This window comes from Chitinophaga sedimenti (genome assembly GCF_023156195.1).
Taxonomy (GTDB): domain Bacteria; phylum Bacteroidota; class Bacteroidia; order Chitinophagales; family Chitinophagaceae; genus Chitinophaga; species Chitinophaga sedimenti.
The window spans coordinates 1,955,554-1,980,677 of record NZ_JAKUKA010000001.1 but is presented as its reverse complement, the minus strand read 5'-3'; the positions used below and the strand labels follow the sequence as shown (position 1 = coordinate 1,980,677).

The window sequence follows — 25,124 nt, the reverse complement described above, 5'->3', positions numbered from 1 at the left end:
ATTGCATGGGCCGAAAATACACATGTGACCGTGTACCTGAAAGATCAACTGGTATATGGTGCAGCACCATCGGCAGTTACACCCGCTGGGCAGGCGGCGGTTGCCCGGGAAACCGGTAGCTGGAAGGCGAGCCTGTTGCAGAACCCGGTGAGCAGTAATGAAGCAGAGGTGCTGATCAGTGGGGCATCGGGCAAACCGATCGAGCTGACGCTATCGGACGCGAATGGCAAAGTGTGGAGTATCAGGAAGGTGGATAAGGCTTCCACGGCCGAGCGGCAGCGGTTTGTGCTGCCGGGCGCGCCGGGAGTGAGTTATCTGAAAGTGAATGTGGGAGGAGAGGTGCAGACGATCAAAATCTTACGTTTGCGATAAATGAAAATGGCCGCGTGACAAACGCGGCCATTTTTTATGATAAAGGTTTAAATCCATCGTCCGTACCTTCTTCCAGTATAATGTAAGCCCGCATCCAGCTTTCCTCGCTGGTCCTGCGCCATTTATGCCCGGTTCCCGTAGTATCTGTTGCGATCAGCACATCGCCGGGGCGGAGTGTAAAAGTACTGCCATCTGTTACCGTAAATTCCAGTACGCCGCGAAGGGTGAGTACGTATTGCCTTTTCGGCGCGGGGTGCCAGTCGAACGCCATGCGCTCCGGCGCGTCTTCGGCGATAAAAAGTACTCGGAAGATAAATGCTGCAATCTGTTAATCGTGCCTTCTTCGAACGCGCTGCCGCCATCTGCGGTGGTAAATAGTCTGTATGCTTTCATGGTCCGTACGAAGATAACAACTGTTTTTTGTCTAAAATAGCTTGCTAATATTTTTAGTATTTTGATAATTATTCCTATTTTTACTGCATGTTGTTGTTTGATGAAACGGCCTTGTTCGATGAGGGGAAACAGCGCTATACCGACTATGCGCTGCCGGATGCCGATTTACGGTTGTGGGAGCAGTTTTACAAAAGAGATGCGTCCGACCGCTACTTTAAAGAACTGTTAACCGGCACACCCCGGCAACAAAGGTCCCGCAAGATGTATGATAAGATTATTCCGGATCCCCGTTTAACTGCTTACTACGGCGGTGCAAACGGCTTGCCGTGGACAGCTTCGCTGCTCGATATCAAAGCGAAGGTAGAGGCCACTACCGGCATTGGATTTAACCGCGTATTGCTTAACTATTACCGCGATGGTAATGACTCCGTATCCTGGCATAGCGACACGATGCCGGCGGATGGTAAACATCATGCCATTGCTTCGGTAACGTTTGGTGAAACGCGGTTGTTTAAAGTGCGGCATAAAGACCGCAGGGAATTTCCGCAGCTCGATATTCCGCTCACGCACGGAAGCCTGTTGCTGATGGGGGCAACCATGCAGGATCATTACGAGCATCATGTGCCTAAAACCGCCCGTAAAATAGGCGCGCGCATCAACCTGACTTTCCGGGTTTCGGACCTGGCGAAACCCGTGTACAGTACGGCTGTATAAGCATTGTTTGTTTTTCTCCCGCGAAAGCCCGAACATTAGGGCATGAATGCCCAACACCAAGCTGCCTGGTATCAGCTCCGCAACATAGCCACCATCGATAGCCCTGCGCTCGTATTGTATTACGATCGTATTCATGCAAACATCCGCCTGGCAAAGCAACTTGCGGGTAATGTCGCGAACCTGCGTCCACATGTGAAAACCAATAAGATCGCCGAGGTTTGCCGCATGATGATGGATGAAGGCATCACGCAATTTAAATGTGCCACGATTGCCGAGGCAGAAATGCTGGGACTGTCGGGCGCCGTGGATGTGTTGCTCGCTTATCAGCCGGTAGGGCCTAAAGCGGAGCGTTTTGTTAGGTTGATGAAAGTGTATACGGGAACGGTATTCTCCTGCCTGGTGGATAATAAAACCACGGCGGCGGAGTTATCGGCCCTGGCGGTAGCGCATCGGGTGGAGATACGCCTTTGGATCGATCTCAATACCGGGATGGACCGGACGGGGATTCGTCCTGGTGAGGAAGCGCTGTCGTTGTGGGATTACGCAGCGTCGTTACCAGTCTTAAAATGATCGGCCTGCATGGGTATGACGGGCAGATCGGCGATACCGATACACAGGTGCGTCAGCATCGGAGTGACGAAGGTTTTGTGAAGGTAGACCGGATGGCGGAAGCGATCCGCGAACGTACAGGGCGCCGCCCGATGATGGTTATGGGAGGCTCGCCCACATTTCCCACACACCTGCATAGGGAAGGCGTGCAGTGTAGTCCGGGCACCTTCGTGTTTTGGGATCACAGCTACAAAACAACCTTGCCCGACCTGGGGTTCGACTACGCGGCGTTGGTGATCACCCGGGTGGTGTCGGTTATCGACGAAACAACGATTTGTGTTGATCTTGGGCATAAGTCCGTGGCGGCGGAAAATCCGTTCCCGCGCGTCTATTTCCTGAATGCGCCGGAAGCAACGCCGGTACGGCAGAGCGAGGAGCACCTGGTATTAAAAGTGGCAGATGCTTCGACTTTTAAGGTAGGAGATGTGTTGTACGGGGCGCCGGTGCACATCTGCCCGACCGTAGCGCTCTACGAACGGGCGCTGGTCGCCGATGGAGGTAAGCTGATAGACGAATGGAAGGTCGTGGCGCGCGACCGGAAGATCCATATTTAGCAATAACCGGGTTTTGGGGCAACCGTACCCATTTTAATTTTGTGGCAGATCAAAACAAGTAACAATGAAACCGCAACAGCAGCTGGATTATGACAGGATTGCACAGGCTATCGCGTTTTTCAGGAAGCATTATACCGATCAGCCCACGCTGGAAGATGCGGCGGCGCACGTACACCTGAGTCCTTTTCACTTCCAGCGAATGTTCCATGACTGGGCCGGGGTAACGCCGAAACAGTTTCTTCAATACCTCACGGTAGAACATGCGAAACGCATGCTCAGGGATACCGGCGCCAGGCTGTCGGATACGGCGTTTGAGACAGGCCTCTCCGGCACGGGGCGCCTGCACGACCTCTTCATTAAAGTAGAGGGCATGACACCAGGCGAATTTAAAAACGGCGGCGAGCTGCTGAACATCAATTACAGTTTTGCAGAGAGTCCGTTCGGCCTGTTGATCGTGGCTTCCACGCATAAGGGTGTTTGCCACATGGCGTTCGCGGATGCCGGGCGGGAACAGGCGTTCGTGGATTTACGGGCGGCCTTTCCCAATGCAACGTTCACGCAGGTAGTAGATCGATTACAACAACATGCCCTGTTTATCTTCGGGGAAGACTGGTCGGCCCTGGACGAAATCAAATTACATCTCAAAGGCACGCCCTTCCAGATAAAAGTATGGGAAACGCTGTTGCGGGTGCCGGCAGGTGGACTTACCACCTACGGCGATCTTGCCCGTAATGCCGGTTTCCAGGGCGCATCGAGGGCCGTGGGGACCGCCGTGGGAAATAACCCTGTCGCCTTCCTGATACCCTGTCACCGTGTGATTAAGTCTAATGGGGAGGTGGGACAATACCACTGGGGCGCCGACCGTAAAAATGCGCTGATCGGCTGGGAGGCCGCCCGCATGCAGCTACAACCCTAATGAATACACTGTTCACCGCAGCGGCATTCGCCCGGTACTATATTCTACCATGCAATAACATAACACACAATTCACGACCCATCCGCATATTTTTTGTACATTGCTATTATCGGAAACCATTTATGAGTAATCCATTTAAAAAGATAGCAGATACAGCAAAGGAAACCCAAAAGAAATGGGAAAGTACAAAAGAGGAGCCCGCGGTAACCACCATTACCTGTCCAAAATGCGGCTCGCCCAGGCCGGTTGGCACCAATATTGCCATTTGTGCCTACTGCGGCCATAAATTCATGGAAGTAAAAGTGGAAATAAAACACCGTCGCCCATAATTTAAACCAATAATGAAAGCCGAATTGATAACCCGCTGGGACAGTTTTCTCCGGAAAATAGAAGCCCGGTTCGACGAATCACTGCAACAGGGCGAACAGGCCGTGCTCGAAAGCCTCGACGATAATGACTACGATTATTTTGCATCGCTGCGCATGCTCTCCGCCGTACGCACCCAGCTGTATGAATCGTTGATCCGGAAGATCGACGACACCGGCAACAGCAGGTATACCCGCAAATGATGGCGCATGGCTCCTGGTGGGCCGATGAAGCCGGTAAAGGTTACCGCCTGGCCGACGGGTTGAACGACCGGATGGATCGCTGGTACTATATTGCAGAAGGCCGCCTGTCCGAAAAGTACTACCGCCACGCGATTGCACTCATTAACCGCAACTTCACCTGTACCCAGTGCAACGCACCGCTGGAAATACAAAAGGATTTCTTCCGCGCTCAATATGTCAGCTGCCGCTTTTGCAATGCAGTGAATACTTTTGAGCCGGATACAAAATATGCCATGATCGGCTGGAATGTGGTCGACAGTATGGCGGCACTCTACGCACTGGAGGAACATGACGCCATGCGGCGGGCCAATCGCGATGGAAAAACCGGCTACGACCATGCTGTACGCAGATATTACGAACGGTACTTTGATGAGCGCATCAAATTACTGCCCCATACTGCCGTTACCCGCGAGCAGGATATTGAACGAAAACTAAAGCAGTCAATTTAAAAACCATGGAAAAAATTAACGGAGTATCTTTTGAAGAGTATGCAGCTGCATGCGGAAACCTGGCCCAGGGAATGCCTGAAACCACTATACTGGAAATCCGGAACTTGAAAAACCAGTATGGGATGAAACCAACGAAAAGTGGGGCACCCGTCTCGGCGAACTGATGACCGAGGACATGAACTACGCCACCAAGTATGGCGAATTGTTCGCTAACCCGAAAGCCGGCCGCTTTGCCGGTAAAGCCACTGCTGCCAGCGGTGAAGAGCTGCTTCACCTGGCCCCCGATTATGAAACCTACCAGCAAATCTTCTGGCACCAGTCGGTAGCCGCCGGACATGGCGTTGATCCCATCTCCGTTCTCGAAGCGTATGGCATCAAAATCGGCCAGTGGGGCGCGTTGAACATGCACTACATGAATTACCAGAATGACCTGCTCGACCACACCAAACCCGATTACGCGGAGAAGTTTCAATATTTCTCAGCGTTGCAGGACAAATGGAGAAATCATTTTGAAGCCTATTACGCGGATCATAAAGCCAATCTTGCTGACGATATAAAATTCTAGTATGGGACTACTCGATGCGGCGAAAAACCAGTTCCGCGCGGTTGTTACCTGGCAGAACCCCGAAGAATGGGAGGTGTTCAGGAAATATACGGGCAGCGGAGATGAAGTGAAAAATGCGTCCAGCCTGGTGTTGCAGCCGGGACAGGGATGCATGTTTGCGTATGAAGGTAAAATAAAGGGTGTGTTTTCGGAGCCGGGGTTATATAGCCTCGATACGGACAACCACCCGTTTTTCACGAACCTCAAAAAGGTATTGAACTTTTTCGAGAGTGATCATAAAACAGGCCTGTGGTTTTACCGTGCGGCGGACATTGTAAATGTTCGCTGGGGCACACGGATCCCGATCACATACAATGATCCGGTGTATGGTTTCCCGGTGAACCTGCGGGCCTTCGGGAATTTTTCCATTAAGATCACGCAGCCGGAAGCCTTCTTCACGCGTATTGTAGCTGCAAAGGAGGCGTATTACGCGTATGAACTGCAGGAACTGTTATGCTCCCGCATCGGGCAACCCATCAGCCATTACCTGGCAAATGCCCGGTTTTCTTATGCGGAAGTAGACAGCAACCTGGAAAAGATTGCCGCGGACGCCAAAGAGCAAACGGAAAAAGAATTTGCATCTTTCGGTTTCCAGTTGCTTGATTTTCGAATCGAAGGCGCATCGTTCGATGAGGACACGAACAAACGTATCGCGGGTATTTCGGATGTGCAGGCAGATGCGAAGGCCGCAAAGCTGGCAGACGTTTCATTCGAAAAGCTGCAACAAATGATGGCTTTGCGCGATGCTGCCCGTAACAAGGGCGGACAGGCAGCGCAACTGATCACGGCGCTCAATGTGTCGCCGCTGGCACAACAGCCATCCGCGCCATCTGTAAAAGACCGCCTGAAAGCGTTGAAGGAACTGTTCGACGATGGCCTGCTCGATGAAGATGAATACAAGCAGAAGAAAGCCGATATCATGAAAGAACTTTAAGCCAGGAACTTCGGCAAATAAATCCGCTGCTCATTACAGATCTTGGCAAAAAAAAGCCGGGACGATGTGTTCCCGGCTTTCTCTTTACTATGAAGCGTCCGTTGCGTCGCACACTTCATCTTTTTATACCAATTTCATCTTCTCCGGATCCCAGCGAATAATTTTCTTGGAAAAATAACTGTCGTTACAAGCCAACGCCGGCGCCGCCGCACGGAAACCAAACGTGGCATCTTCTACTACCAGTTTGCCCGTCCGCACCGAATCAAAGAAATTCGTTAAGTGGTCCAGGTGATCGCTATAACCCGCCGGTGCTTTGAAGTCCACATCGGGTTTTTCTTTGACTTACGCTGCGCTTCCGTCCACTTGGCTTCGTGTTCGCGCTTCATTTCTTCCTGCATTTTCTTCGGGAAGGTAAATACAGAATCATATCCACCGAAGCCCGGTGCTTCCGGCATAATGCTGTGCGTGATGTGCAGGCTGCTGCCTTTCACTTCGATCACGCCCTCTGAACCTACGAGACGGATCACTTCCTGTCCGCCGGTACCGCTGATAAAATTTACCTGCAGTGTCATTTGGAACGCCGGGTGCTCGGGTGTGTCGCCATATTGCAGTACGCCGGCCATCACGTCCGGCATGTTACGCCCGTCTTTCCAGTAACTGAACTGGCCGGTGCTGTAAATCGTGTTAGGTCCTTTGGAGTTGGTTATGAAATGCGTACCGCTCAACAGGTGTACGAACAGGTCGCCCGCTACACCGGTACCAATTTCTTTATATGCCCGCCACCAGAAGAATTTCTTTGGATCGTACGGCATTTTGCCGGTAGCCGCGATAAAGCGGTCCCAGTCCACTGTGTCCGCACTGGCGTCTTTCGGGATCGTGTACTCCCAGGCGCCGATGGAGCTCTGGCGGTCGTACGCCGCATTTACCATGTTAAGTTTACCGATTTCGCCGGCGGCCAGCAGTTCCTTCGCTTTTGCCAGGCCGATGCTGCTCACACGCTGACTGCCCACCTGTAATATCTTGCCTGTTTTGCGTTGAGCGTCGATTACGGATTGTCCCTCGCTGATTTTGTACACCATCGGCTTCTCGATATACACGGCCTTACCCGCATTCAATGCATCGATGGTCATTCTTGCATGCCAGCAGTCCATGGTAGCGATAATTACCGCGTCAATGTCTTTACGGGCCAGCAGTTCGCGGTAATCGCGGGTGGTATAAAGATCATTGCCATACAGCTCGCGGGCATTTTCAAGACGGCCGGTATACAGGTCGCAAATGCCGGCCAGTTCTACGCCGGGTACTTTCAGCGCGGTGGCCAGGTCAAAGTGGCCCTGTACTCCGAAGCCGATCACTCCAACACGGATTTTATCTGCGTTGGATATTTTGCGTTCGTAAAATAAAGTCCGTTGTTCGGCTTTTTCGCGTGCGGCTAAAGTTGCCAGGGGAGCAAAGGCGGACAGCAGGCCTGTTGCACCAACTTGTTTGAGGAATTTTCTACGGTTGTCCTGGTTAGACATCATGTTGATTTTTTGACGTGGTATTTAATACTGTTTAAGAGTAGGCAGGGCGAGGGTTTCCCGGGTCTGGCCCGGAACAAGATACAGAACTTCCTTTTAAACTAAAATACCGCTGGTAAAGAAGTGCTTCTTTGCCAGCGGTATTATTTCAGGGTAGATAAGTTTATGCTTTGTTCAACCGTGCTTCGTCGAGGTCGAGGCTGTTTTCGATGAGCCGCAGCACCTCTTCGTCGTAGTTAGCTTCCCGTCGCAGTCGCGCCAGTTCGTCACGGCGCAGGGAAACGAGTTCCGTGGAGGATTTTACGGTTCAGGCCGCGCACGCTATTAAGCGCCTGCTTTTTGTCTTCTTCCTGGAAAGAAGATTCGGAAGCATTCACACTGCGCTCTATCTGTTCTTTGATGCGGCCGATCGTTTCGTATTGCTGCATTTCCACCGCATAGTTAGCGTTCAGGTACTGGATCGCGGTTTTACCCAGCTCCACGCGAATGGCCTCTATTTGCTCTTCTTCGGGGATGTATTCGTCTACCTCCTCCACTTTCAGCCATTTGATAAAGAACGGCAGCGTAAGGCCCTGGAATACGAGCGTAATCAATATCACCACGAACGTGATAAACAGGATGAGGTTACGGTGCGGGAAGGCAGTCATCTGGTCGTCGAGCGTTAACGGGATGGCCAGTGCGGAAGCCAGTGATACTACGCCACGCATGCCCGCCCAACCGATAATGAACGGCAGTTTTGCGCCGGGACTCTTTTCCGATGCACGGATGGCGGGGCTCAGCCAGCGTGGAATGAATGCCGACATGTACACGAGTATTATACGGATCACGATGACCAGCGCACTGATGATCAGCGCGTATTTGATCGCGTCCTGCATGGAGTAGTCTTCCAGTCCTTCCACGATCACCGGCAGTTCCAGACCGATGAGGATGAATACGAACCCGTTCAGCAGGAAGCCCACCGTTGTCCATACTTCCTGCGTTTGCAGGCGGGTATGGTAATTCAGGAAGTCGCTGGATCGGAAGGAGAGGAACAAACCGCCGCTCACCACCGCCAGTACACCCGACCAGTGAAAATGCTCCGCCACGATATACATCAGGTAAGGCGCGATCAGCGTAATCGGTGTAGTAATGCTGGATGCGCGTACCCAGTAGCGTAATACCCAATATAATAAGTGTGCAATGAGCAGTCCTACAAAAACACCCATTACGGCCAGTTCAAGGAAATCTACCGCCGCTTTCTGGAAAACAAAATTACCGGTGAGGATAGCAGCAATCGCAAAACGGAATACCGTCAATGAAGCTGCGTCGTTCACGAGACTTTCACCTTCCAGGATCGTCAGGCCACGTTTGGGTACATCCATGCCCTTCAATACAGAAGTAGCCGCTACCGCGTCAGGGGGCGATATGATGCCGCCCAGCAGAAAGCCCAGCGCCAGCGTGAAATCGGGGATGATTTTAACAGAGAAATAAGCAATAGCCAGTGAAGTCACCAATACCAGTCCGAACCCCAAACTCAGTACTGATCTGCGCCATTTCCATAACTGGTGCCAGGAGGAGTGCCATGCAGCCTCAAACAGCAGCGGCGGCAGAAAGATCAGGAACACGAGGTTAGGGTCTACGTTGAGCCGTGGCATACCAGGAATAAAACTGATCCCCAATCCACCTATTACTAAGAAAATGGGGTAAGAAATTTTCAATCTTTGGCTCAGCATAAATAGCATGGCCATGGCAAAAAAAAAGCGATAAAATCAGGAGGAGTTGCTGTTGTATCAATACCCGTCGTTTTTTTGGTGAACCGCAAAGATAGCGCATTCAGGGCAAAGAAGGAAGTGGAGACGGGCCATGAGTAAGCATCTTGGTGATATAAACCTTAAGAATTGCTTAAGAAAATGCATGGTTTTTGCTATAAAAGCGACAAAATCATCCGCATGAGAATATGGATTATACTGCCGGTCGTGCTGTGCATAGCCTGCAAGCAACCAACGGCCGGCGACGGACTGTTGTTACGTGACGTAACGCTGATCGACGGTACGGGTGGACCCGCCCGCGGGCATATGGATGTGCTCATCAAAGGCGATACGATTGCAGCCATAGGGCAGGGGCTCGATACCACGGGCCTGAAAGTGGTGCCGCTGAGCGGTAAAACGGTGATGCCCTCCCTGATCAGCGCCCACGTACACCTGGGCCTCGTGAAAGGCACAGCGGCCAAACCAGCGTACTACACCCGCGATAATATTATCTCCCAGCTGAAGAAGTATGGCGACTACGGTATCGGCAATGTACTCGTACTTGGCACCGATCGCCCGCTGCTGTTCCAAACGGGGCTGCGTGACTCTTCCGCCAAAGGGTGGCTGCCCGGCCCGCGCATTCACACTGCCGCATTGGGCTTTGGTGTTACCGGCGGAGCGCCGCCCGCCAGTTTTGCGGACCTGTTATTCCGCCTAATGATGCCGCACAGGTGCCGGCACAGATGGATACTCTTGCCGGCATGCGGCCGGATGCGGTAAAAATATGGGTAGATGATTTCGGTGGATCTGTCAACAAAATGGACAGTGCCGTATATAAAGCGATCATCACGGAAGCGCACCAACGCAAGTTGCGGGTATTTGCCCATCTCTACTACGCCGCCGATGCCGGCCGCCTTGTCGCAAATGGTCTCGATGTAATCGCCCACAGCATCCGCGATACCGTGATCAGTGATGCATTGGTGCAGCAGATCAAAGCAGCAGGCGTCATGTACATCCCCACGCTGTCGCTCGATGAATTTGCATTTATCTACGCCGAAGAACCTGCATGGATTAACGATCCGTTTTTTAAAGCATCGCTGGAGCCGGGGGTATATGAAATGATCACCAGTCCTGAATATCGTGAAAAACTGCGGCAGACGCCGGCTTACGCGAAGAATATCAAAGGATTTGAAATTGCGTTACAGAACGTAAAGCGCCTGGCTGATGCCGGCGTGATCATAGTACTCGGCACCGATTCCGGTGCTCAGCCCATACGGGCACAGGGTTTTAGTGAACACCGGAGCTGGAACTGCTCGTCCGTGCCGGTCTCACTCCCTTACAGGCGCTCACCGCCGGTACACAACATGCCGCAAAAGCTTTGCAGATATCCGATCGCTTTGGCAGCCTGGCTCCCGGTAAAACGGCCGACCTGCTGATCTTAAACGGCGATCCATCGAAAGACGTGAAGCAAACACGCAATATTTACGCGGTATATAAAGCAGGGGTGGAGGTAAGTAAAGGTCCGCTGCAGTAAACAAAAAAGCCGGGCGTCATACCCAGCTTTTTATTTTATTTTTCAGTGCGTCCAGCTTCAGCAACTGCAGGTAAGCGTTGATGTCGTGTAATGCGGAAACGGCATCCGTGGATAAAGTGAAAGTTTTTCGCATGCACGTTCATCAAACATCAGAGGTTCGTGTTCCGCTCCAGCTCCTCCGGGTAACGGTCGCCTTCTACAGCGATTCGTTCTGCTGCGGCATTGATATTAATGATCTCATCGGATGATAATTCAATATTCACCGCGCCGATGTTCTCTTCGAGCCTCGACAGTTTAGTGGTGCCGGGAATCGGTGCGATCCAGGATTTTTGTGCCAGGAGCCATGCCAGCGCTATCTGCGCCGGGGTAGCATGTTTTTCCGAGGCTACCTGGCGGATCAGCGCTACGAGCGCCTGGTTGGCTTCCATGGCTTCCGGTGTAAAGCGGGGCAGGGCCTTGCGGAAATCGTTGTCCGCAAACTGCGTGTCTTTACCAAGGCTGCCGGTGAGAAATCCTCTTCCTAAGGGACTGAAAGGCACCAGCCCGATGCCCAGTTCTTCCAGTGCAGGCAACAACGCTTCTTCCGGGCGGCGCCACCAGATGGAGTATTCACTTTGCACGGCCGTTACGGGCCAGGTGGCGTGGGCGCGGCGAATGGTGTGGGCGCCTGCTTCGGACAATCCCCAGTATTTGATCTTACCTTCCTGTACCAGCTCGCCGATCGTGCCGGCCACGTCTTCGATAGGTACCATGGTGTCTACCCGGTGCTGGTAATAAAGGTCGATGTAATCGGTGCGCAAGCGGCGCAGCGATCCTTCCACGGATGCGCGGATGGTTTCGGGGCGACTGTCCGTCGTTTGTTTACCGTCTTTATTGCCAATGCCGAATTTAGTTGCGATCACCACTTTGTCGCGGTGTGGGGCGAGGGCTTCGCCCAGCAGTTCTTCGTTGAGGTAGGGGCCATACACCTCTGCGGTGTCGAAGAAGGTAATACCGCGGTCAATGGCCGCGTGAAGAAGGGCGATCATGTCTTTTTTGTCGCCTGCGGGGCCATAGGCGTAACTCATGCCCATACAACCCAGTCCAATAGCAGATACTTCGAGCGAATTTCCTAGTTTCCTGTAAATCATTTGCGTCCTTTTTGCGGTTAAAATAACAGCCGCGACGGAATTTAGTTCGCGCGACGGTTGTAGGCTGCAAAGATCCCTCCATTTTTCAGGAGGCCGGCCATACTGGGTGGTCGACCGGTATATCAGAAGAATTTAGGACAGGCTACCAGCCCTTTTGCCTTTGCCGCTACCTGCGACAGCGAAAAAGCCACGGATATCTCGTGCGAGCCGTTGTTATAGCTTTGCAGGGCGCCTACGGCAAAATCATAGGCATAACCAATGCGGAGTTCGGGCAGGGGGAATATTTCAACGGCCGCTACGGCTGCGTTCTGGGATTTGATGTTTAACTGCAGGTTGGGCTTTTCGTATAACTTAACCCCGGAGCGATAGGAGCCACCCACCCAAATCTTATCCTGGAAAATAAGGAAGGCGTTGATATCCAGGCTACTCGGCCCTCCGGGATCATCCTTCACCAGGAAAGAAGGACGGAAGTAGATATTTTCATTCACGGGCAATACCATCCCGCCCGTCAGGTAGAAGTGCATTCTCGGCTGGGGAATGTTTACGAATTTCGCTTTGCTCATGCGGGAGGCCAGGATATTGCTTGCAGAGAGGCCCGCGAAAAAACGTTCGCTAGCATAATGAATACCTGCGCGCGCATCCGGTACAACGGAGGTTTGTTTACCGACAGGTGCGTGCGTTTCCGGTTCCAGTGTGTTCAGCAGGTTCCCGTCAATGCCAGCCTGCACCAGTCCTCCGCTCAATCCTAACGACAGGCGCGAAGTGCCTTCTTCATTCAGGCGGATGCGGTAAGCGTAGCTCGCATACACAGATTGTGTACTTTGTGCACCCAGTTTGTCGCCGGATACCTGCACGCCCATACCTACATTACCATCGTTGGTGACACCGTCCACCGCAACAGAAAAGCTGCGCGGAGCGCCTTCCATACCGGTCCATTGTGCGCGGTAGTAGCTATGGATGTTCAGCACTTCCTTATAACCTGCGTATGCCGGGTTAATGTAGATACCGTTAAACATATACTGGCTGTATTGCGCGTCCTGCTGCGCGAAGGTGGCGCGGGCAGCGAGAAGAAACAGTACGGTGAGTGCGAGAATCTTTTTCATATATAACGTTATCGTAGGATTATTGTTGAAGATTTCTGAGCAGGGTAGTGTAACCTTGCAGGCTTTCCCAGGTGGATGCGCCGGCTTTTCTGATACGTAAAATGTAGTAATAGGTGCCTTCGCTGAGTCCATCGCCGCGCCAGGTGTTCTGGTAGTTTTTTTGGCGGTATACTTCGTTGCCCCAGCGGTTAAACAGGATCAGTTCATTTTCCGCATATTGATGCAGGCCCCGTATTTCAAATTTCTCGTTGGTGCCGTCGCCATTTGGCGTAAATAGTTTCGGAATAGTAAGATCGCCGGCTACTACGGTTACGCGTACGGTGGCCACGTTGGTCAATATACCATTGGCATCCTGCACGCGGTAAGTGAATTGATCTTCGCCGCTGTACTCGTTATCGGGTGTGTATATCACGGTGCCGTCGCCGTTAGTGGTGATGCGGCCGTGTGCAGCGCCGGCGATGATGCGCACCGTTGCAGTGTTGAAACGTGACTGCCGGGCATCGTCGTTGTTGAGTACGGGTACTTTTACCGGCGTGGCCGCTCGTGTATGTGCTTCGTCGTTCACGGCCAGCGGTACGCCGATGATCGTAGTAACGGTAGGCTCGTTGTTGCCGGCGATCGTGCCCGATGTATCGGTTACAGTGATGCCGCCCGGTGTGGTGCCTGCTACCAGTGCGGTATTGGTCACTTGCCCACGCTCGCGGTCGCGCTGTGTAAGGCGATAAGTTGCGTTAGCCACTGCAGTGCCACCCGGTTCCAGGTTTGCAGTGAGGGTTTGACGCAGACCGAGCAGTTCGTCGGTCAGGGTAATATTGTTCAGCGGCGTGTTGCCGGTATTAGTGATCGTAAAAGAGTAAGTGATGATGCCGTTGCCGTCGTGCAGGCTGCCGGTCTTTACCAGGTTAATACTGCCCAAAGGCGCTACCGGTGCTGGTGTTACGGTGATGTTTACGGTAACCACCGCGCTGCCACCATAGCCATCGTTAAGCACAATGGTAAATCGATCTTCACCGGTATAATCTTTTCAGGAGTGTAAGTATAAGTGCCGTCGGTTTTAACGATCACGGAACCATGTGCCGGTTCGCTGTTTTTAGTAAACGTGAGGGTGTCGCCATCGGCATCAGCGCCGGTTACAAAGCCGCTAACCGGTTCATTTTCTTTCGTGACGCGCATGTCGCCTTGTCCAACAGGCGCTTCATTCACCGGGGTAACTTCAATGCGCAGGAGTCCCAATCCTGCAAAGCACCGCCCAATCCTGTGTTGCCATTGTCGTTAATGGCCACATGCAGGGTAATGGCCGCCCGCTGGCGTTTAGGAGATGTAAAGGTCAGGTGGCCCGCTGAAACATACTGGTTAATAGCAGGTAAACTGCCATTCAGGATCACACGTGTAGTCGTGCCGCTAATCATTACGCTTTCATCAGCGGTTGCAGCTAATGCACCGTGGTCAATCGTAAAGGTGGCAGTCATGTTGCCAGCCGCCGCATCTATGTCAGCAAAAGTAATATTATTGATAGCGGCGGGAGCTGCTTCAATAGCCGTTATGCGGGCAGGTACCCGGATAACGGGCGTGTCATTCACCGGCAGGATGCGAATATGCATGTAAGCTGACAGCGCTGCTTCATCAATACCATCTGTCGCCGTCCATGAAAATTGAGTTGTACCGTTCCAATCGGCAGCAGGCATAAATTGCAGTTGGTGCGTAGCGGTGATGCTGTCGCCAATCGCCACCGGTACGTTATTCAGTTGCAGCACGCCGTTTTCCGGCAAACTGTTTATCTTGATATGATGCATGGTATTGCCATCTGCATCATGGTAGGCATTCGTAAAGTCAGCCGTCTTAAATTGTAGAAGTTGGTCTTCCAGTCCCGTTACCGCCGTATCTACCAGTACCGGAAGGTGATTGATGCTGGCGGAAAGTGCGAAGGTGTAATCGGCGCGGTCTGTATCTGCATCATTATTCGATACCTGTATCTGTGCGGAGTATTCGCCACCCGCCAGTCCCGCGGGATCGAATGTAACCTTAAATGAAGTACTGTCACCGCTGCGCAACTCTGTAGCTGCGGGTTGTGCGGTAACGCTGAACCCCTGGCCGGTAACACCGATAACAGGTGCACCCGTCAACCTGAGAAAACCGGTACCGGTGTTGTGAAAAGAGAAAGTATGGGTAATGCTGCTATCCGCCGTTTTTCCGAAACTTGTACCGTCACTTACGCGGGTGGTAGTGCTGTTATCCGCGATATGAAGGGTATTGCCTGCAGCCATTGCCTGCGGCGCGGTCACTACGTCTATAATCGTTGCAGATGGCTTACTGGCGTCTGTTCCATCGTGAACAATGACGGTGATCAGTCTTTTCGAGGTGTCGGGCGACAAATTACCGTTCCGGTACCTCAGCAGTTTGAAGGCGGCTACATATGCGTCCTGCGGCGCCGTGCCCGACAGTAGTACCACGTTTGTGTTATTGCCTGAAATGCTGATGCCGGCCGGTAAATCACCCGCAATGCATAACCCTTCTGCTGCACGTCCGGTGTATTCGTTAACGTAATGGTCGCGCTGACCATGTTGTCACCGTCCGGATCGATCAGTTGCAGATCGTTGTCTACAATGCCAACACCGGCGGTGTCACCCGCATGAAACAGGTTGCGGTACTCGAATGCGCCACGTTCACCAAGGCTGGGAGCGGTGTTAATACCAGTGGTAACCGTCAGCAAATTATTGTCATAAAAGCACTCCTGGTGCAGCGGGTGCTGCGTACCCGTGGTGTTCAGCGAAAAAGGCTGACTGCCGGCTGTGGCGCCATTGTCATTCGCGATAATAGTAATCTCTTTATTAATACTCGCAAAACGGCTGAGGTCAATATCAAACGTAAACTCCTTACACTCACCCGCCCGGATGCCCGCCGGGAAAATGCCGCTATACATCAGTTTCGCAGTATCTGTTCGAGTAGGATCACCCGCGTAAAGGGAAACCGGCATACCGGCATTACTGTTGCCGGAACCGGGGTTGCATACCGTTACCAGCGCTTTTACGACGCGACTGCTGTCTATGCGGGTGAACTTAACGCCGGCCGGGTTAAAAGCGATATCGGGTTTGGAACCGTAGTATTCGGTAGAAAGCAAGAGCTGGTAGTCCGGGTTGGCCAGCGCGGTCTTTGTCGTAACTGTCAGCTGGCTTTTATCAGCCGACAGAGAGAAGGTGATATCGTAATTGTAAAGGCCTTTAAAACCCACTGTGTTCCGGTGACTGCGGGCGCTGCTGTTGTTCAGCGGCAGGCCGGTAAACGCGAAGTTATCGTCGCGGCGTTCGGTATTCATCAAACCAACCTGCTGGTAGAAGTAGCCGGTGGCGGTTTCGTTGGTGAGATCGATGTACGCATAGGCTTCCGGGAGTTTTCGTTACTCTCGCGGTCGGTGTTAACGGCGTTTCCTGTTTCTGTAAGGTAGATGGCGCTGGTGCCGGGAGGGATCGAAAACGTACGGCTGGCGCCGTTTGTGGAACTTTGCCCTTTCGGCACGCTCTTAATATCGGAGTTGATGAACTCGGCCGTCATACCCTGGCCGGTGCGTTTGTAAAATTCAACCACATAAGCATCATCGAAATCGCGTGCATATGCTGCGTCGCGTTTAATGATGAGGTTATTGCCGGAAACGTAAATTTTCGGATTGTAGATTCCTACAGCGCCGGGATTAGCCAGTTTAGCACTGATATCACCCGTAACCGCCCCGGAACCCGGAGGTCGCCAGTATAGTGAATGTCGAGCCCGTTGATTACGTAAGTGGAACGCCTGTTCGCGGAGCCGCCGTTAGCCAGGGTAATAAAGCCATGTGTCTGCGCTTTGTCGAGGTCCAGGGTGAAACGCAGGTTCGCATAACCTTCTTCGGTACCGTTAGGCGTGTTGAGATCGGCCGCGCTGGAATTAGTGCCTTTGCCCGAAATAAAGATGATGTTGGCGCCGGCCGGGATCGGCATCACGAGGTCGGTGTTAGCGGTGGCGGCGCCATGCAGCAGCCCTTTTACCTGCGGTTCCGGGAGATTCAGAGAGTTGGTGTAGGGAGATAAATATTGGACGTAATAAGAAGAATGAATGCCTGTAGCGCTCTGCTGTATGGTCAGTTCCCCGCCGCTGATCGTAAACTTCACGTTATTAAGGTCCGGCGTGGCATCGCCGATTTTGGCGGCCGCCGGTATATAATTGCCCACGGCCACATTCCGCCAGCCGTACACGTTCGTGCCGGAGCCATCGGTATTGGTGTTCTTCGCATAATTCACATAACCGGACGACATACCCGTTTCCACGTCGATGATCGCGTTCACGGTAATGAAATCCTCATCGCCCTGTGCATAGTCGCTTATGTTCGTAGTAAGGCCCGTTTCAGAGGAAATATAGACTGATACGGATTTCACACCGTCAGGAATCCTGAATACTGGTGCGGGCGTACCCGAAGCACTGTATTTCACTTCCATGCCGGTCACATCCGCGCGCTTACCGCCGGAGGGGCCGCAAGGGCTTACAGGCATTTGCGCGAGCGCCATTACGGGCAGTATCGCAAAGCAGGTGAGAAGTAGGTGTTTTATGGAAGTAAGGTTCATAGTCTATGGTAATTCGGCCAGGCAAAACGTTCCCTTTCCAGCATTGCTGCTGAATTTTTTGGCAGGTGAACGGATGTGTACGATTGAAATGTGCTTTCTCAGTAAACTCGGTGTATTCCTGGGTTTCCTTTACATGGTTCGCTTAACGCAGGATATGTTTTATGCTTAATTGTTTCAATGACGATGCAAAGTTACGACGAATCTATATCACATCATCAGCGCAAAAGATAACTTTTGTGTTACCGGAAAGTAGCGTCGTTACAGTAGTTTCAGCGGATCGTGAGGAGTGCTTAACTAAAAAAGAATGACGGTGGTCAGTGTTTTGAGTGACGAGATTTTTCTTTTGTTGTGGGGTATGGATCCTATATGCTCATTCGCTACGCCCCGCGCTGGTGGTGGTAGGGGATATAGGATGCATATAGGATCCATAGAGATTGTCATATGCCGGCAGGTGTGTTTCCTTATTTCAGCCTGATGTATTTTTCAATATTCAAGCGGTCAATGGCTGTACCCGCCACTTTTTCAGTGCCTTGCTGGATCAGTGTGTCACCTTTAATCGTTAGGGTGAAGTGGAAGCTGTTGCCTTCCCAACGCCGGTCATTGCAGTACTCGAGGTGTTCGGTGTAGTTGCTGTCTTGCAGCGTGTAAGTGCCCGCGCCCGACCCGTAGAACGCTGTGGCGCTGTCTTTACCGCCATTCAGATCGTGGCCTGTAAAAGAAAAGTGGGAGCCGTTAATGACCTTGATAAACGATTTGCCGGCCGTGTAGTCGGTAAACGTTGTATCGTTCTTTTCGATCACGGTGCCGGAAATCAGTTTCCAGGTGCCTTCGATAGCAGGCTTTTGTTGTTGCGGTGCGCAGGCTGCCAGTAACAGCAGGGCGGCGAAAAGGGGCTTTGTATGCATGTGGAATTTATTTTGCTTTTTTCTCAGGAACGCTCTTAAAGGTTCGTCATAAAATTTCATCGTTATCCGGCCACTGCCAGTAATATAAGCAATCCTATCCCGATGATGAGTGCCAGTTGTGGTGTGCCGGGCTTGTGCGCAGCGTAATAACCGCCGAATATCCACATCACCGAATAATGCGTCATGTACAGCGGGTAAGATATTTTACCGGAAAACACACAGATGTTGTGCAGCTTTTCATGCAGCCGCGCACCGGCACCCAGGCCTACCAGCAGGGGGAAGTATAATACTACGATGGCCCATTCCACCCAGTTGTTGTTTGGGAAGTAAGGCATCATCAATCCCGCCAGCAGTAACAGCGTTACACCTGCAAATCCAAGCCGGTTGCGAATGATCCATTGAAAGCGGTATACAATCATGCCCGCTGTAAAGGAATACGCGACGCGCGCACCGCCATGCCAGAAGGTGCCGCCACTCCAGCCGCCTACCAGGTTGCCGGCCGTTCCGGCGATGTAACCCAGTCCCCGGCAGCTATAACGGCGATGACCAGCAATACGCGCCGGTCTGTTTTCCAGAGGAACCAGCCGTAAAACAGGTTGGCCACATATTCCCAGAAAAGGCTCCAGGCCGGTGCATTAAAGCTGAACAGGTTGAAATAGCGTTCCGCCATACTTGGCCAGGGCGCCAGTAATACAGACATGGTGAAGAGCAACGTAATCTGCCAAAAGTCATAACCCGCAGGCACCGGTGTAAACGGATCGAACAAAAAGGCCAGCAGTCCCAATACGGAGCCAAATACCACCAGCGGATGCAGGCGTATCAACCTTAATTTTAAAAAGGAAGAAATCCAACTTTTTCCATGCGGCTATCATACGCATAGGCAATCACGAAACCCGAGAGGCAAAAGAAAAAGTCTACCGCCAGGAAGCCATGCCCGGCAAAGTTGGTCGCGGGATCAGTATACACGATTTCCATAAAATGGAAAATCACTACTACGATGGCGGCTACGCCACGCAGTCCGTCAAGGATTTCGTAATGCGGTCTGGTTCGTAAAAGGTCGGATGATGTAATGCTGTTGGTCGCTGCCTGTTCCATGACGTGATCACAATTAAAAGCCGCAATATAAGCGCTCCAAAACGGATCTGCAAGTGCTGCGGAATAAATGCATGGGCCAGGTTGTTGCGCCGGTTCCACGCCGTACAGGGCGTAATACCCGAAGGCGCCATATGGCACGGTTTTCCGGGTATAGTTAGAAACGTAAAGCCATGTCAGACAAAGATCCAATTAAAAAGAAAGAAGAAGATTCCGCCTTAAAACCCGATCCGGGCACCACGGGCGCACACCCAGAAGAACACATGGAAGGCCCCATTTCCTCTATCGTGAAAAACATCGCGGAAGCGGGAGATGAGGAGGATAAAGACGACCTTGAAGAGGAAGAGGACGAAAAGTAATAAACGACGGGATTGTTCTTCAAATATTTATTTTTCAGGCTGATTGTCGCTTAAGGTGACGCACATCAGCCTGAAAAACCCGTTATCGCTTCTCTTGCAGCCCCCGCCAATTCCCTCCGCAACAACCCCGCTGAACCCGGGAAAATGGGTAAATCTGCCGGCAATTCTTTTAGTTTTGTTAAAAGATTTTCCTACATTCGTCTTAACAGTGAACGTACCGTAAGGATTTTAAGTTTTAGCTTTGTTTAACAGTGAACGCTATGCAACTTCAACAGTGAAAGACGCTGAGTTGAAGCTGAACGTCTCAACCAGCGGAAAATGTACGCCTTAAACAAATTAAGCAACAGCAAGTTGCCAGGTAGTCTTTTATTCAACCGGTAAGTAAGTTTTAACAGTGAGCAAATTGCACTGCAATGTGTAATCGTCGTGTATTGAATAGCTGCATCATCCTCCATCTTGATCTGATGCCCCTTCGCGGGAAGGCGGTTTCCGTGCGGTTTTACCGTACACCGGAGACTTGTCCGCACCAACCACTGTATTTGTAAATCGAATTGGATCGGGCGCATATGGTCAATAAGTATTTTTACCGGGCACTGGCCCTGCGGGAGTTTTATTTTTCGGGGAAGTTATCCACTACTGACCTCAGTGACCGCATGGGCAAAAGCATCCCACACGTAATGAAGGTGATAGACGATCTGCTATCCGACGGCTCCATCGTGGAATCGGGCTATGCCCCGTCGAGCGGCGGCAGAAGACCCGTAACCTACGCTATCCGCCAGGATGCGATGTACGTGCTGTCTGTTGCCATGGACCAGGTATTTACCCGCATCGCGTTGCTGGATATGGGCAATCGTCCCGTGGCGCCGGTACGCGAGCTGGAATTGCCCCTGAGCAACAACCCGGAAGCTATCATACAACTGAAAGATACTATCAAAGAAGTAGTCGCTGAAGCTGGCATCCCACGCGAACGCATTGTGGGCGCGGGTATTGGGATGCCCGGCTTTGTCGATTTTGAGAACGGTATCAACTACTCCTTTACTTTCTCCGGGTCTAAAACGATTACCGAATACCTCACCGATGAATTGGGCATGCCCGTGTACATCGATAACGACTCCAGCCTGATTGCCCTGGCAGAACTGCATTTCGGCGCTGCGCGCGACAAGAAAAATGTAACGGTGATCAATATCGGGTGGGGCATCGGTCTCGGCATGATCCTGAACGGAGAACTGTTCCGCGGTCACGATGGGTTTGCGGGAGAGTTCAGTCATATCCCGGTATTCAACAATAATAAATTGTGCAGTTGCGGTAAAAGTGGTTGCCTCGAAACGGAAGCGTCGCTGTTAGTCGTGATAGAAAAAGCGATCAATGGTTTGCGCTCCGGTCGTTTATCCACGCTGGGCGCCGATTTTTCTACCGGTCATTCGCAGGCAGACTGGGAAGCGATCGTGAAAGCCGCGCACCGGGGCGATCGTTTTGTGGTAGAATTGCTGTCGCAAACGGCTTATGATATTGGAAAAGCCGTAGCTATTCTTATTCATTTAATGAATCCGCAATCGGTTGTGCTGAGTGGCCGCGGTACTACAGCAGGCAAGGTATGGGAAGCTCCCGTACAACAGGCGCTGAATGAACATACTATTCCGCGCCTCGCCGCCAATACGCAGCTGGCTATCTCCACGCTGGGATACCAGGCGGAATTAATAGGCGCTGTCGCACTCGTGATGGAAAACAGGGTAAAAGAATATAAGCTGAATCAAAAAAGGTACGCGCATTTACATGAAACGAGGAACATTACAATCTATGAAAACTATCAGATGGGCGTTATTGCTGCTGGCCGCACCAACGCTGCCGGCTTTTTCTCAGTCAACCTACCAGTTTACGAAGGGCCTTGCGGTATCCAGTCCGCAACGATATGGGAGAGAAGCAATTTATTCAGACCTGCTGGCCGCACAACTTTACAATAATAAACTGGCCAGGCCCGCCGATGGTGCTGTGTTTGCAGAAGGGCAATCCTGGCAGGCCGTCACGGCCGACAGTGCCAATCGTTTATTCCGCCGCGGTATGATGCGTGGCGGCAACTTCGGCAGGGGCGGATATTTTTATCTTACGTATGAATCATCCGAAGCCCGCACGGCATTGTTGAACATTAAAGGCAACAGTGGTGTGTATGTGAATGGAGAACCGCATGCTGGTGATCCGTATAGCTCCGGCTGGCTGTATATTCCCGTGCAGCTCAAAAAAGGCGTGAACGAGTTTTACGTGAGGGGCGTGTTCATTACCGCCAGCCTCAGTTTCCCGAATAAACCGGTGCTGCTGAATACGGAAGATCCAACGATGCCTTCTGTTGTTCCCGGCGCGGGTATGTTGCAGGGCGCCATCGTGGTGATCAACAGTTCCAATAAGTCTTTAAAAGGATTGCAGCTGCGGGCTGTTTTACAAGGCAAAACCGTGATGTCGGAAGTGCCTGTAATACCGCCGATGACTACACGTAAAGTGCCGTTTAATTTTGATGCCGGTGCGGTGACGAGCGAGGGGAAGTTATCCTGCACGGTGGCGCTGCTGGAGAAGGGCCGTGTGCTGGACGAAGCAGCAGCCCCTGTAGAAGCGGTGGGCAAAGGCGCGCAGTATGCCGCTACTTTTATTAGTCAGATAGATGGCAGTTTACAATATTACGCGGTAACGCCGCAGGCCGGTGGACCCAAGCCCGGTCAGTCGCTATTTTTATCGGTGCATGGCGCCGGTGTGGAAGCGATCGGACAGGCCAGGGCTTATCGCCCCAAAGAATGGGGTACGCTCGTAGCAGCTACGAACCGCCGCCCGCGTGGTTTTAACTGGGAAGACTGGGGCCGTCTGGACGCCCCTGGAAGTACTCGGTATTGCCCGCGAAAAATTCCAGCCCGATCCGCAACACGTGTACCTAACAGGGCACTCGATGGGTGGACATGGCACCTGGTTCCTCGGCGCCACCTATCCGGATAAGTGGGCGGCCATTGCTCCCAGCGCGGGTTATCCCACGTTGAAAGGATATGGTTCCGCGGATGGATTGATCCCGGACAGCAGCGAAGTGCCCATGGAGCAGATGTTGCTGCGTGCAGGCAACCAGAGTGATGTGCCTAAGCTCGTATCCAACTATAAGCCACTCGGCGTGTATGTATTTCATGGTGATGCCGACAGAACGGTATCCGTGAATTACGCCCGCCAGATGCGCGATTCGCTCGGTAAATTCCACCCGGATTTCAGCTATTACGAATATCCCGGCGGTGAACACTGGTTCGGTGATATCAGCGTCGACTGGAACCCGATCTTCGACTTCTTTAAATGGCATTTGCGCAAAGTAGATACTGCTGTGAATCAAATCGATTTTATGACGGCGAGCCCGGGTATTTCGGATGCTTACCGTTGGGCGTCTGTGCAACAGCAACTGCACCCCTTGCAGTATAGCCGTATCCGCCTGCAGCGCAACCTGGCAGCGGGCACCATTACAGGTACCACCGAAAACGTACGCCTGCTGCGCTTTGATCTTGGCGACTTTACACCCGGCACTACCGTGAAAGTTACGATCGATGGCGTGGAAAGCCAGCATACGGCAGGCAAAAGCCCGGTTTACCTGCTCGGTGGCAAAACAGTCACTGCTCCGGCGTTGACGGAGAAAGGGCCGCACCGTTACGGTACTTTAAAAGATGCGTTCAATCACCGCATGGTGTTTGTATACAGCACCGGCGGTTCGGCGGCAGAGAACGAATGGAGCTATAACAAAGCTCGTCATGATGCGGAAACCTGGTACTATCGCGGCAATGGTGCGGTGGATATCATTGCGGATAAAGAATATAACGCAGCGCAATATAAAGACCGCGGTGTGATTATTTATGGCAACAGCAGTACCAACAAGGCATGGAGCCGGTTTCTGTCAGGTTGCCCGATACAGGTGTCGCGCAACAAGGTAACGGCGGGCAGTAAAACCTGGACCGGCGGTGACCTGTGTGCAAGTTTCGTATGGCCGCTGAAAGGCTCTGATGTAGCATCTGTAGGTGTGATTACCGGCAGCGGCATAGAAGGCATGAAGGCCGCTTATGCAAACCAATACTTCGCAGGCGCCAGTGGTTTCGCTGATTTTATGGTGTATTCGGCGAAGATGCTGGAAACAGGCGCTGCCGGTGTAAAGCTGGCTGGTTTTTATGATCATGCCTGGCAGCTGAGCCCATCGGAAATGGTGGCAAACGACTGACATTCAACAATTCAGGCACGCTAATTGTGCCTTTGGCGGACATGATCCGTATATTTTTACTGGCGATCGGAGTGCTGTGCAGTCTTACTACGGCTGCACAGTTCTCCGATTCTGTGCATTATTACGCGAAGTATGCTTCCACCGGCTCGATCAACCAAACGAACGATGGCCGCGCTTACCTGTTAAATAACGTGGCGGCGTTTAAAGTGAGCAAAAAGAAAATCTCCCTGAATGCTGATGCGGCTTACGTATATGGCGCGCAAAATGGTGCGCAGACGAACAACGACGTGAGCGCAGGGCTCAACTTTAATATCTACCGTACTAATCGCCGCTTTTACTACTGGGGACTGGCCACTTACGACCGCAGCTATTCGCTGAAGGTCAACAACCGCGCGCAGGCCGGGTTAGGCGTTGCGTACGATATATTGCGTACGCCTACAGCGATGTTAAACGTGAGTGATGGGCCGCTCTTCGAATACAGTGACCTGATCCGCGACGATACCATTCCTGAAAAATACCAGACCGTGCGTAATTCGTTGCGGGTAATGTATAAATTCACGATCCACAACATCGTAGTGCTCGAAGGTTCGCAGTTCTGGCAGCAGTCGTTGCTGAAAGGGGACGACTATATTCTGAAGAGCGTGAACTCGGTGTCAGTGAAACTTCGCTCCTGGCTGGCCATTACAACGGCGTTGAATTATAACCGTATTAACCGCACAGGTAGAGAAAACCTGTTGGTCAACTATGGGATCACCCTGGAGAAATACTTTTAGCAACCATTAGCTGGTATTAT

General features: G+C 52.1%; 32 protein-coding genes. 16 read left to right on the top strand and 16 right to left on the bottom strand.

Annotated features, from left to right (window positions below; all coding sequences use genetic code 11):
- Positions 1 to 24 precede the first annotated feature (24 nt).
- Entirely contained in the window at positions 25 to 372 is a 348-nt protein-coding gene (locus tag MKQ70_RS11340; RefSeq protein WP_248070803.1) for a T9SS type A sorting domain-containing protein, read from the top strand.
- A 34-nt stretch (positions 373 to 406) separates the two neighbouring features.
- Here the strand turns inward: MKQ70_RS11340 and MKQ70_RS11335 are convergent, their stop codons facing one another.
- Positions 407 to 643 carry a cupin domain-containing protein gene (locus MKQ70_RS11335; RefSeq protein WP_248070801.1) on the bottom strand — a complete coding sequence of 79 codons (237 nt, stop codon included), beginning with the start codon at positions 641 to 643 and terminating at the stop codon, positions 407 to 409.
- Positions 644 to 852: 209 nt separating this feature from the next.
- Between MKQ70_RS11335 and MKQ70_RS11330 the strand changes: the two genes are divergently transcribed.
- The 9 genes from MKQ70_RS11330 to MKQ70_RS11290 all read left to right on the top strand — a co-directional run bounded on the left by MKQ70_RS11330 (position 853) and on the right by MKQ70_RS11290 (position 6,153).
- Positions 853 to 1,479 carry an alpha-ketoglutarate-dependent dioxygenase AlkB family protein gene (locus MKQ70_RS11330; protein ID WP_248070799.1) on the top strand — a complete coding sequence of 209 codons (627 nt, stop codon included), beginning with the start codon at positions 853 to 855 and terminating at the stop codon, positions 1,477 to 1,479.
- A 42-nt stretch (positions 1,480 to 1,521) separates the two neighbouring features.
- Positions 1,522 to 2,049, top strand: coding sequence for an alanine racemase (locus tag MKQ70_RS11325; protein WP_248070797.1), 528 nt, complete (start codon positions 1,522 to 1,524; stop codon positions 2,047 to 2,049).
- Complete coding sequence (locus MKQ70_RS11320; protein WP_248070795.1) at positions 2,013 to 2,642, top strand: type III PLP-dependent enzyme domain-containing protein; 630 nt, start codon at positions 2,013 to 2,015, stop codon at positions 2,640 to 2,642. The genes MKQ70_RS11325 and MKQ70_RS11320 overlap by 37 nt, the downstream gene beginning before the upstream one ends.
- A gap of 64 nt (positions 2,643 to 2,706) precedes the next feature.
- The gene (locus MKQ70_RS11315; RefSeq protein WP_248070793.1) at positions 2,707 to 3,558 is read left to right on the top strand and encodes a methylated-DNA--[protein]-cysteine S-methyltransferase; all 852 of its coding nucleotides are present in this window, start codon (positions 2,707 to 2,709) and stop codon (positions 3,556 to 3,558) included.
- Between the two features lie 122 nt (positions 3,559 to 3,680).
- Positions 3,681 to 3,887, top strand: a complete 207-nt coding sequence (locus MKQ70_RS11310) for a hypothetical protein (protein ID WP_248070791.1) — start codon at positions 3,681 to 3,683, stop codon at positions 3,885 to 3,887.
- Between the two features lie 12 nt (positions 3,888 to 3,899).
- Positions 3,900 to 4,127, top strand: coding sequence for a hypothetical protein (locus MKQ70_RS11305; RefSeq protein ID WP_248070789.1), 228 nt, complete (start codon positions 3,900 to 3,902; stop codon positions 4,125 to 4,127).
- On the top strand, positions 4,124 to 4,615 hold the full coding sequence (locus MKQ70_RS11300; RefSeq protein WP_248070787.1) for a hypothetical protein: 492 nt from the start codon (positions 4,124 to 4,126) through the stop codon (positions 4,613 to 4,615). The genes MKQ70_RS11305 and MKQ70_RS11300 overlap by 4 nt, the downstream gene beginning before the upstream one ends.
- Positions 4,616 to 4,778: 163 nt before the next feature.
- The gene (locus MKQ70_RS11295; protein WP_248070785.1) at positions 4,779 to 5,180 is read left to right on the top strand and encodes a hypothetical protein; all 402 of its coding nucleotides are present in this window, start codon (positions 4,779 to 4,781) and stop codon (positions 5,178 to 5,180) included.
- Between the two features lies 1 nt (position 5,181).
- Positions 5,182 to 6,153 carry an SPFH domain-containing protein gene (locus MKQ70_RS11290; RefSeq protein WP_248070783.1) on the top strand — a complete coding sequence of 324 codons (972 nt, stop codon included), beginning with the start codon at positions 5,182 to 5,184 and terminating at the stop codon, positions 6,151 to 6,153.
- Between the two features lie 123 nt (positions 6,154 to 6,276).
- Here the strand turns inward: MKQ70_RS11290 and MKQ70_RS11285 are convergent, their stop codons facing one another.
- The 3 genes from MKQ70_RS11285 to MKQ70_RS11275 form a co-directional block, all read right to left on the bottom strand.
- Complete coding sequence (locus tag MKQ70_RS11285; RefSeq protein WP_248070782.1) at positions 6,277 to 6,477, bottom strand: hypothetical protein; 201 nt, start codon at positions 6,475 to 6,477, stop codon at positions 6,277 to 6,279.
- Positions 6,429 to 7,673, bottom strand: a complete 1,245-nt coding sequence (locus tag MKQ70_RS11280) for a Gfo/Idh/MocA family protein (RefSeq protein WP_248070781.1) — start codon at positions 7,671 to 7,673, stop codon at positions 6,429 to 6,431. The genes MKQ70_RS11285 and MKQ70_RS11280 overlap by 49 nt, the downstream gene beginning before the upstream one ends.
- Positions 7,674 to 7,936: 263 nt before the next feature.
- Entirely contained in the window at positions 7,937 to 9,382 is a 1,446-nt protein-coding gene (locus MKQ70_RS11275) for a Na+/H+ antiporter (RefSeq protein WP_248081273.1), read from the bottom strand.
- A 216-nt stretch (positions 9,383 to 9,598) separates the two neighbouring features.
- Between MKQ70_RS11275 and MKQ70_RS11270 the strand changes: the two genes are divergently transcribed.
- Together MKQ70_RS11270 and MKQ70_RS42140 are read left to right on the top strand one after the other, a co-directional pair.
- Positions 9,599 to 10,177 carry an amidohydrolase family protein gene (locus MKQ70_RS11270; RefSeq protein WP_248070780.1) on the top strand — a complete coding sequence of 193 codons (579 nt, stop codon included), beginning with the start codon at positions 9,599 to 9,601 and terminating at the stop codon, positions 10,175 to 10,177.
- 523 nt (positions 10,178 to 10,700) lie between these two features.
- Positions 10,701 to 10,931, top strand: coding sequence for an amidohydrolase family protein (locus tag MKQ70_RS42140; protein ID WP_372490102.1), 231 nt, complete (start codon positions 10,701 to 10,703; stop codon positions 10,929 to 10,931).
- Positions 10,932 to 11,080: 149 nt separating this feature from the next.
- Here MKQ70_RS42140 and MKQ70_RS11260 read toward each other — a convergent pair whose 3' ends face one another.
- The 12 genes from MKQ70_RS11260 to MKQ70_RS11205 form a co-directional block, all read right to left on the bottom strand.
- Positions 11,081 to 12,061, bottom strand: coding sequence for an aldo/keto reductase (locus MKQ70_RS11260; protein WP_248070778.1), 981 nt, complete (start codon positions 12,059 to 12,061; stop codon positions 11,081 to 11,083).
- 122 nt (positions 12,062 to 12,183) lie between these two features.
- Entirely contained in the window at positions 12,184 to 13,164 is a 981-nt protein-coding gene (locus MKQ70_RS11255) for a PorP/SprF family type IX secretion system membrane protein (RefSeq protein ID WP_248070777.1), read from the bottom strand.
- 19 nt (positions 13,165 to 13,183) lie between these two features.
- On the bottom strand, positions 13,184 to 14,155 hold the full coding sequence (locus MKQ70_RS11250) for a T9SS type B sorting domain-containing protein (RefSeq protein ID WP_248070776.1): 972 nt from the start codon (positions 14,153 to 14,155) through the stop codon (positions 13,184 to 13,186).
- Positions 14,113 to 14,367 (bottom strand): Ig-like domain-containing protein, encoded by a 255-nt coding sequence (locus MKQ70_RS11245; protein WP_248070774.1) that lies wholly within the window; start codon positions 14,365 to 14,367, stop codon positions 14,113 to 14,115. Before MKQ70_RS11245 ends, MKQ70_RS11250 begins: the two co-directional genes overlap by 43 nt.
- Complete coding sequence (locus MKQ70_RS11240) at positions 14,364 to 15,614, bottom strand: Ig-like domain-containing protein (protein WP_248070772.1); 1,251 nt, start codon at positions 15,612 to 15,614, stop codon at positions 14,364 to 14,366. The genes MKQ70_RS11245 and MKQ70_RS11240 overlap by 4 nt, the downstream gene beginning before the upstream one ends.
- Positions 15,572 to 16,480 carry a hypothetical protein gene (locus tag MKQ70_RS11235; RefSeq protein WP_248070770.1) on the bottom strand — a complete coding sequence of 303 codons (909 nt, stop codon included), beginning with the start codon at positions 16,478 to 16,480 and terminating at the stop codon, positions 15,572 to 15,574. Before MKQ70_RS11235 ends, MKQ70_RS11240 begins: the two co-directional genes overlap by 43 nt.
- Positions 16,477 to 16,746 (bottom strand): hypothetical protein, encoded by a 270-nt coding sequence (locus tag MKQ70_RS11230; RefSeq protein ID WP_248070768.1) that lies wholly within the window; start codon positions 16,744 to 16,746, stop codon positions 16,477 to 16,479. The genes MKQ70_RS11235 and MKQ70_RS11230 overlap by 4 nt, the downstream gene beginning before the upstream one ends.
- A gap of 89 nt (positions 16,747 to 16,835) precedes the next feature.
- Positions 16,836 to 17,696 carry a hypothetical protein gene (locus MKQ70_RS11225; protein WP_248070766.1) on the bottom strand — a complete coding sequence of 287 codons (861 nt, stop codon included), beginning with the start codon at positions 17,694 to 17,696 and terminating at the stop codon, positions 16,836 to 16,838.
- 518 nt (positions 17,697 to 18,214) lie between these two features.
- On the bottom strand, positions 18,215 to 18,658 hold the full coding sequence (locus MKQ70_RS11220; protein ID WP_248070765.1) for a lipocalin-like domain-containing protein: 444 nt from the start codon (positions 18,656 to 18,658) through the stop codon (positions 18,215 to 18,217).
- 62 nt (positions 18,659 to 18,720) lie between these two features.
- Positions 18,721 to 19,149: an acyltransferase family protein gene (locus MKQ70_RS11215; protein ID WP_248081271.1), complete on the bottom strand. Its 429-nt coding sequence runs from the start codon at positions 19,147 to 19,149 to the stop codon at positions 18,721 to 18,723.
- Positions 19,143 to 19,481, bottom strand: coding sequence for a hypothetical protein (locus MKQ70_RS11210; RefSeq protein ID WP_248070763.1), 339 nt, complete (start codon positions 19,479 to 19,481; stop codon positions 19,143 to 19,145). The genes MKQ70_RS11215 and MKQ70_RS11210 overlap by 7 nt, the downstream gene beginning before the upstream one ends.
- 8 nt (positions 19,482 to 19,489) lie before the next feature.
- Positions 19,490 to 19,891, bottom strand: coding sequence for an acyltransferase family protein (locus MKQ70_RS11205; RefSeq protein ID WP_248070761.1), 402 nt, complete (start codon positions 19,889 to 19,891; stop codon positions 19,490 to 19,492).
- Between the two features lie 32 nt (positions 19,892 to 19,923).
- On the opposite strand from MKQ70_RS11205, the gene MKQ70_RS11200 reads away from it, so the two are divergent.
- From MKQ70_RS11200 to MKQ70_RS11185, 4 genes are all read left to right on the top strand, one after another.
- Positions 19,924 to 20,109 (top strand): hypothetical protein, encoded by a 186-nt coding sequence (locus MKQ70_RS11200; protein ID WP_248070759.1) that lies wholly within the window; start codon positions 19,924 to 19,926, stop codon positions 20,107 to 20,109.
- Positions 20,110 to 20,660: 551 nt separating this feature from the next.
- Positions 20,661 to 22,070, top strand: coding sequence for an ROK family protein (locus MKQ70_RS11195; RefSeq protein ID WP_248070757.1), 1,410 nt, complete (start codon positions 20,661 to 20,663; stop codon positions 22,068 to 22,070).
- Positions 22,071 to 22,927: 857 nt separating this feature from the next.
- Positions 22,928 to 24,331 carry a prolyl oligopeptidase family serine peptidase gene (locus MKQ70_RS11190; protein WP_308198997.1) on the top strand — a complete coding sequence of 468 codons (1,404 nt, stop codon included), beginning with the start codon at positions 22,928 to 22,930 and terminating at the stop codon, positions 24,329 to 24,331.
- Positions 24,332 to 24,372: 41 nt separating this feature from the next.
- Positions 24,373 to 25,104, top strand: a complete 732-nt coding sequence (locus MKQ70_RS11185; protein WP_248070755.1) for a DUF481 domain-containing protein — start codon at positions 24,373 to 24,375, stop codon at positions 25,102 to 25,104.
- Positions 25,105 to 25,124: the final 20 nt, after the last annotated feature.

Coding starts and splice junctions, on each gene's coding strand:
- MKQ70_RS11335 (WP_248070801.1), bottom strand. CDS start 643: ATGGCGTTCGACTGGCACCCCGCGCCGAAAAGGCAATACGTACTCACC.
- MKQ70_RS11330 (WP_248070799.1), top strand. CDS start 853: ATGTTGTTGTTTGATGAAACGGCCTTGTTCGATGAGGGGAAACAGCGC.
- MKQ70_RS11325 (WP_248070797.1), top strand. CDS start 1,522: ATGAATGCCCAACACCAAGCTGCCTGGTATCAGCTCCGCAACATAGCC.
- MKQ70_RS11315 (WP_248070793.1), top strand. CDS start 2,707: ATGAAACCGCAACAGCAGCTGGATTATGACAGGATTGCACAGGCTATC.
- MKQ70_RS11310 (WP_248070791.1), top strand. CDS start 3,681: ATGAGTAATCCATTTAAAAAGATAGCAGATACAGCAAAGGAAACCCAA.
- MKQ70_RS11305 (WP_248070789.1), top strand. CDS start 3,900: ATGAAAGCCGAATTGATAACCCGCTGGGACAGTTTTCTCCGGAAAATA.
- MKQ70_RS11300 (WP_248070787.1), top strand. CDS start 4,124: ATGATGGCGCATGGCTCCTGGTGGGCCGATGAAGCCGGTAAAGGTTAC.
- MKQ70_RS11295 (WP_248070785.1), top strand. CDS start 4,779: ATGACCGAGGACATGAACTACGCCACCAAGTATGGCGAATTGTTCGCT.
- MKQ70_RS11290 (WP_248070783.1), top strand. CDS start 5,182: ATGGGACTACTCGATGCGGCGAAAAACCAGTTCCGCGCGGTTGTTACC.
- MKQ70_RS11280 (WP_248070781.1), bottom strand. CDS start 7,673: ATGATGTCTAACCAGGACAACCGTAGAAAATTCCTCAAACAAGTTGGT.
- MKQ70_RS11275 (WP_248081273.1), bottom strand. CDS start 9,382: ATGCTGAGCCAAAGATTGAAAATTTCTTACCCCATTTTCTTAGTAATA.
- MKQ70_RS11270 (WP_248070780.1), top strand. CDS start 9,599: ATGAGAATATGGATTATACTGCCGGTCGTGCTGTGCATAGCCTGCAAG.
- MKQ70_RS11260 (WP_248070778.1), bottom strand. CDS start 12,061: ATGATTTACAGGAAACTAGGAAATTCGCTCGAAGTATCTGCTATTGGA.
- MKQ70_RS11255 (WP_248070777.1), bottom strand. CDS start 13,164: ATGAAAAAGATTCTCGCACTCACCGTACTGTTTCTTCTCGCTGCCCGC.
- MKQ70_RS11225 (WP_248070766.1), bottom strand. CDS start 17,696: ATGGCGCTCGCGCAAATGCCTGTAAGCCCTTGCGGCCCCTCCGGCGGT.
- MKQ70_RS11220 (WP_248070765.1), bottom strand. CDS start 18,658: ATGCATACAAAGCCCCTTTTCGCCGCCCTGCTGTTACTGGCAGCCTGC.
- MKQ70_RS11200 (WP_248070759.1), top strand. CDS start 19,924: ATGTCAGACAAAGATCCAATTAAAAAGAAAGAAGAAGATTCCGCCTTA.
- MKQ70_RS11185 (WP_248070755.1), top strand. CDS start 24,373: ATGATCCGTATATTTTTACTGGCGATCGGAGTGCTGTGCAGTCTTACT.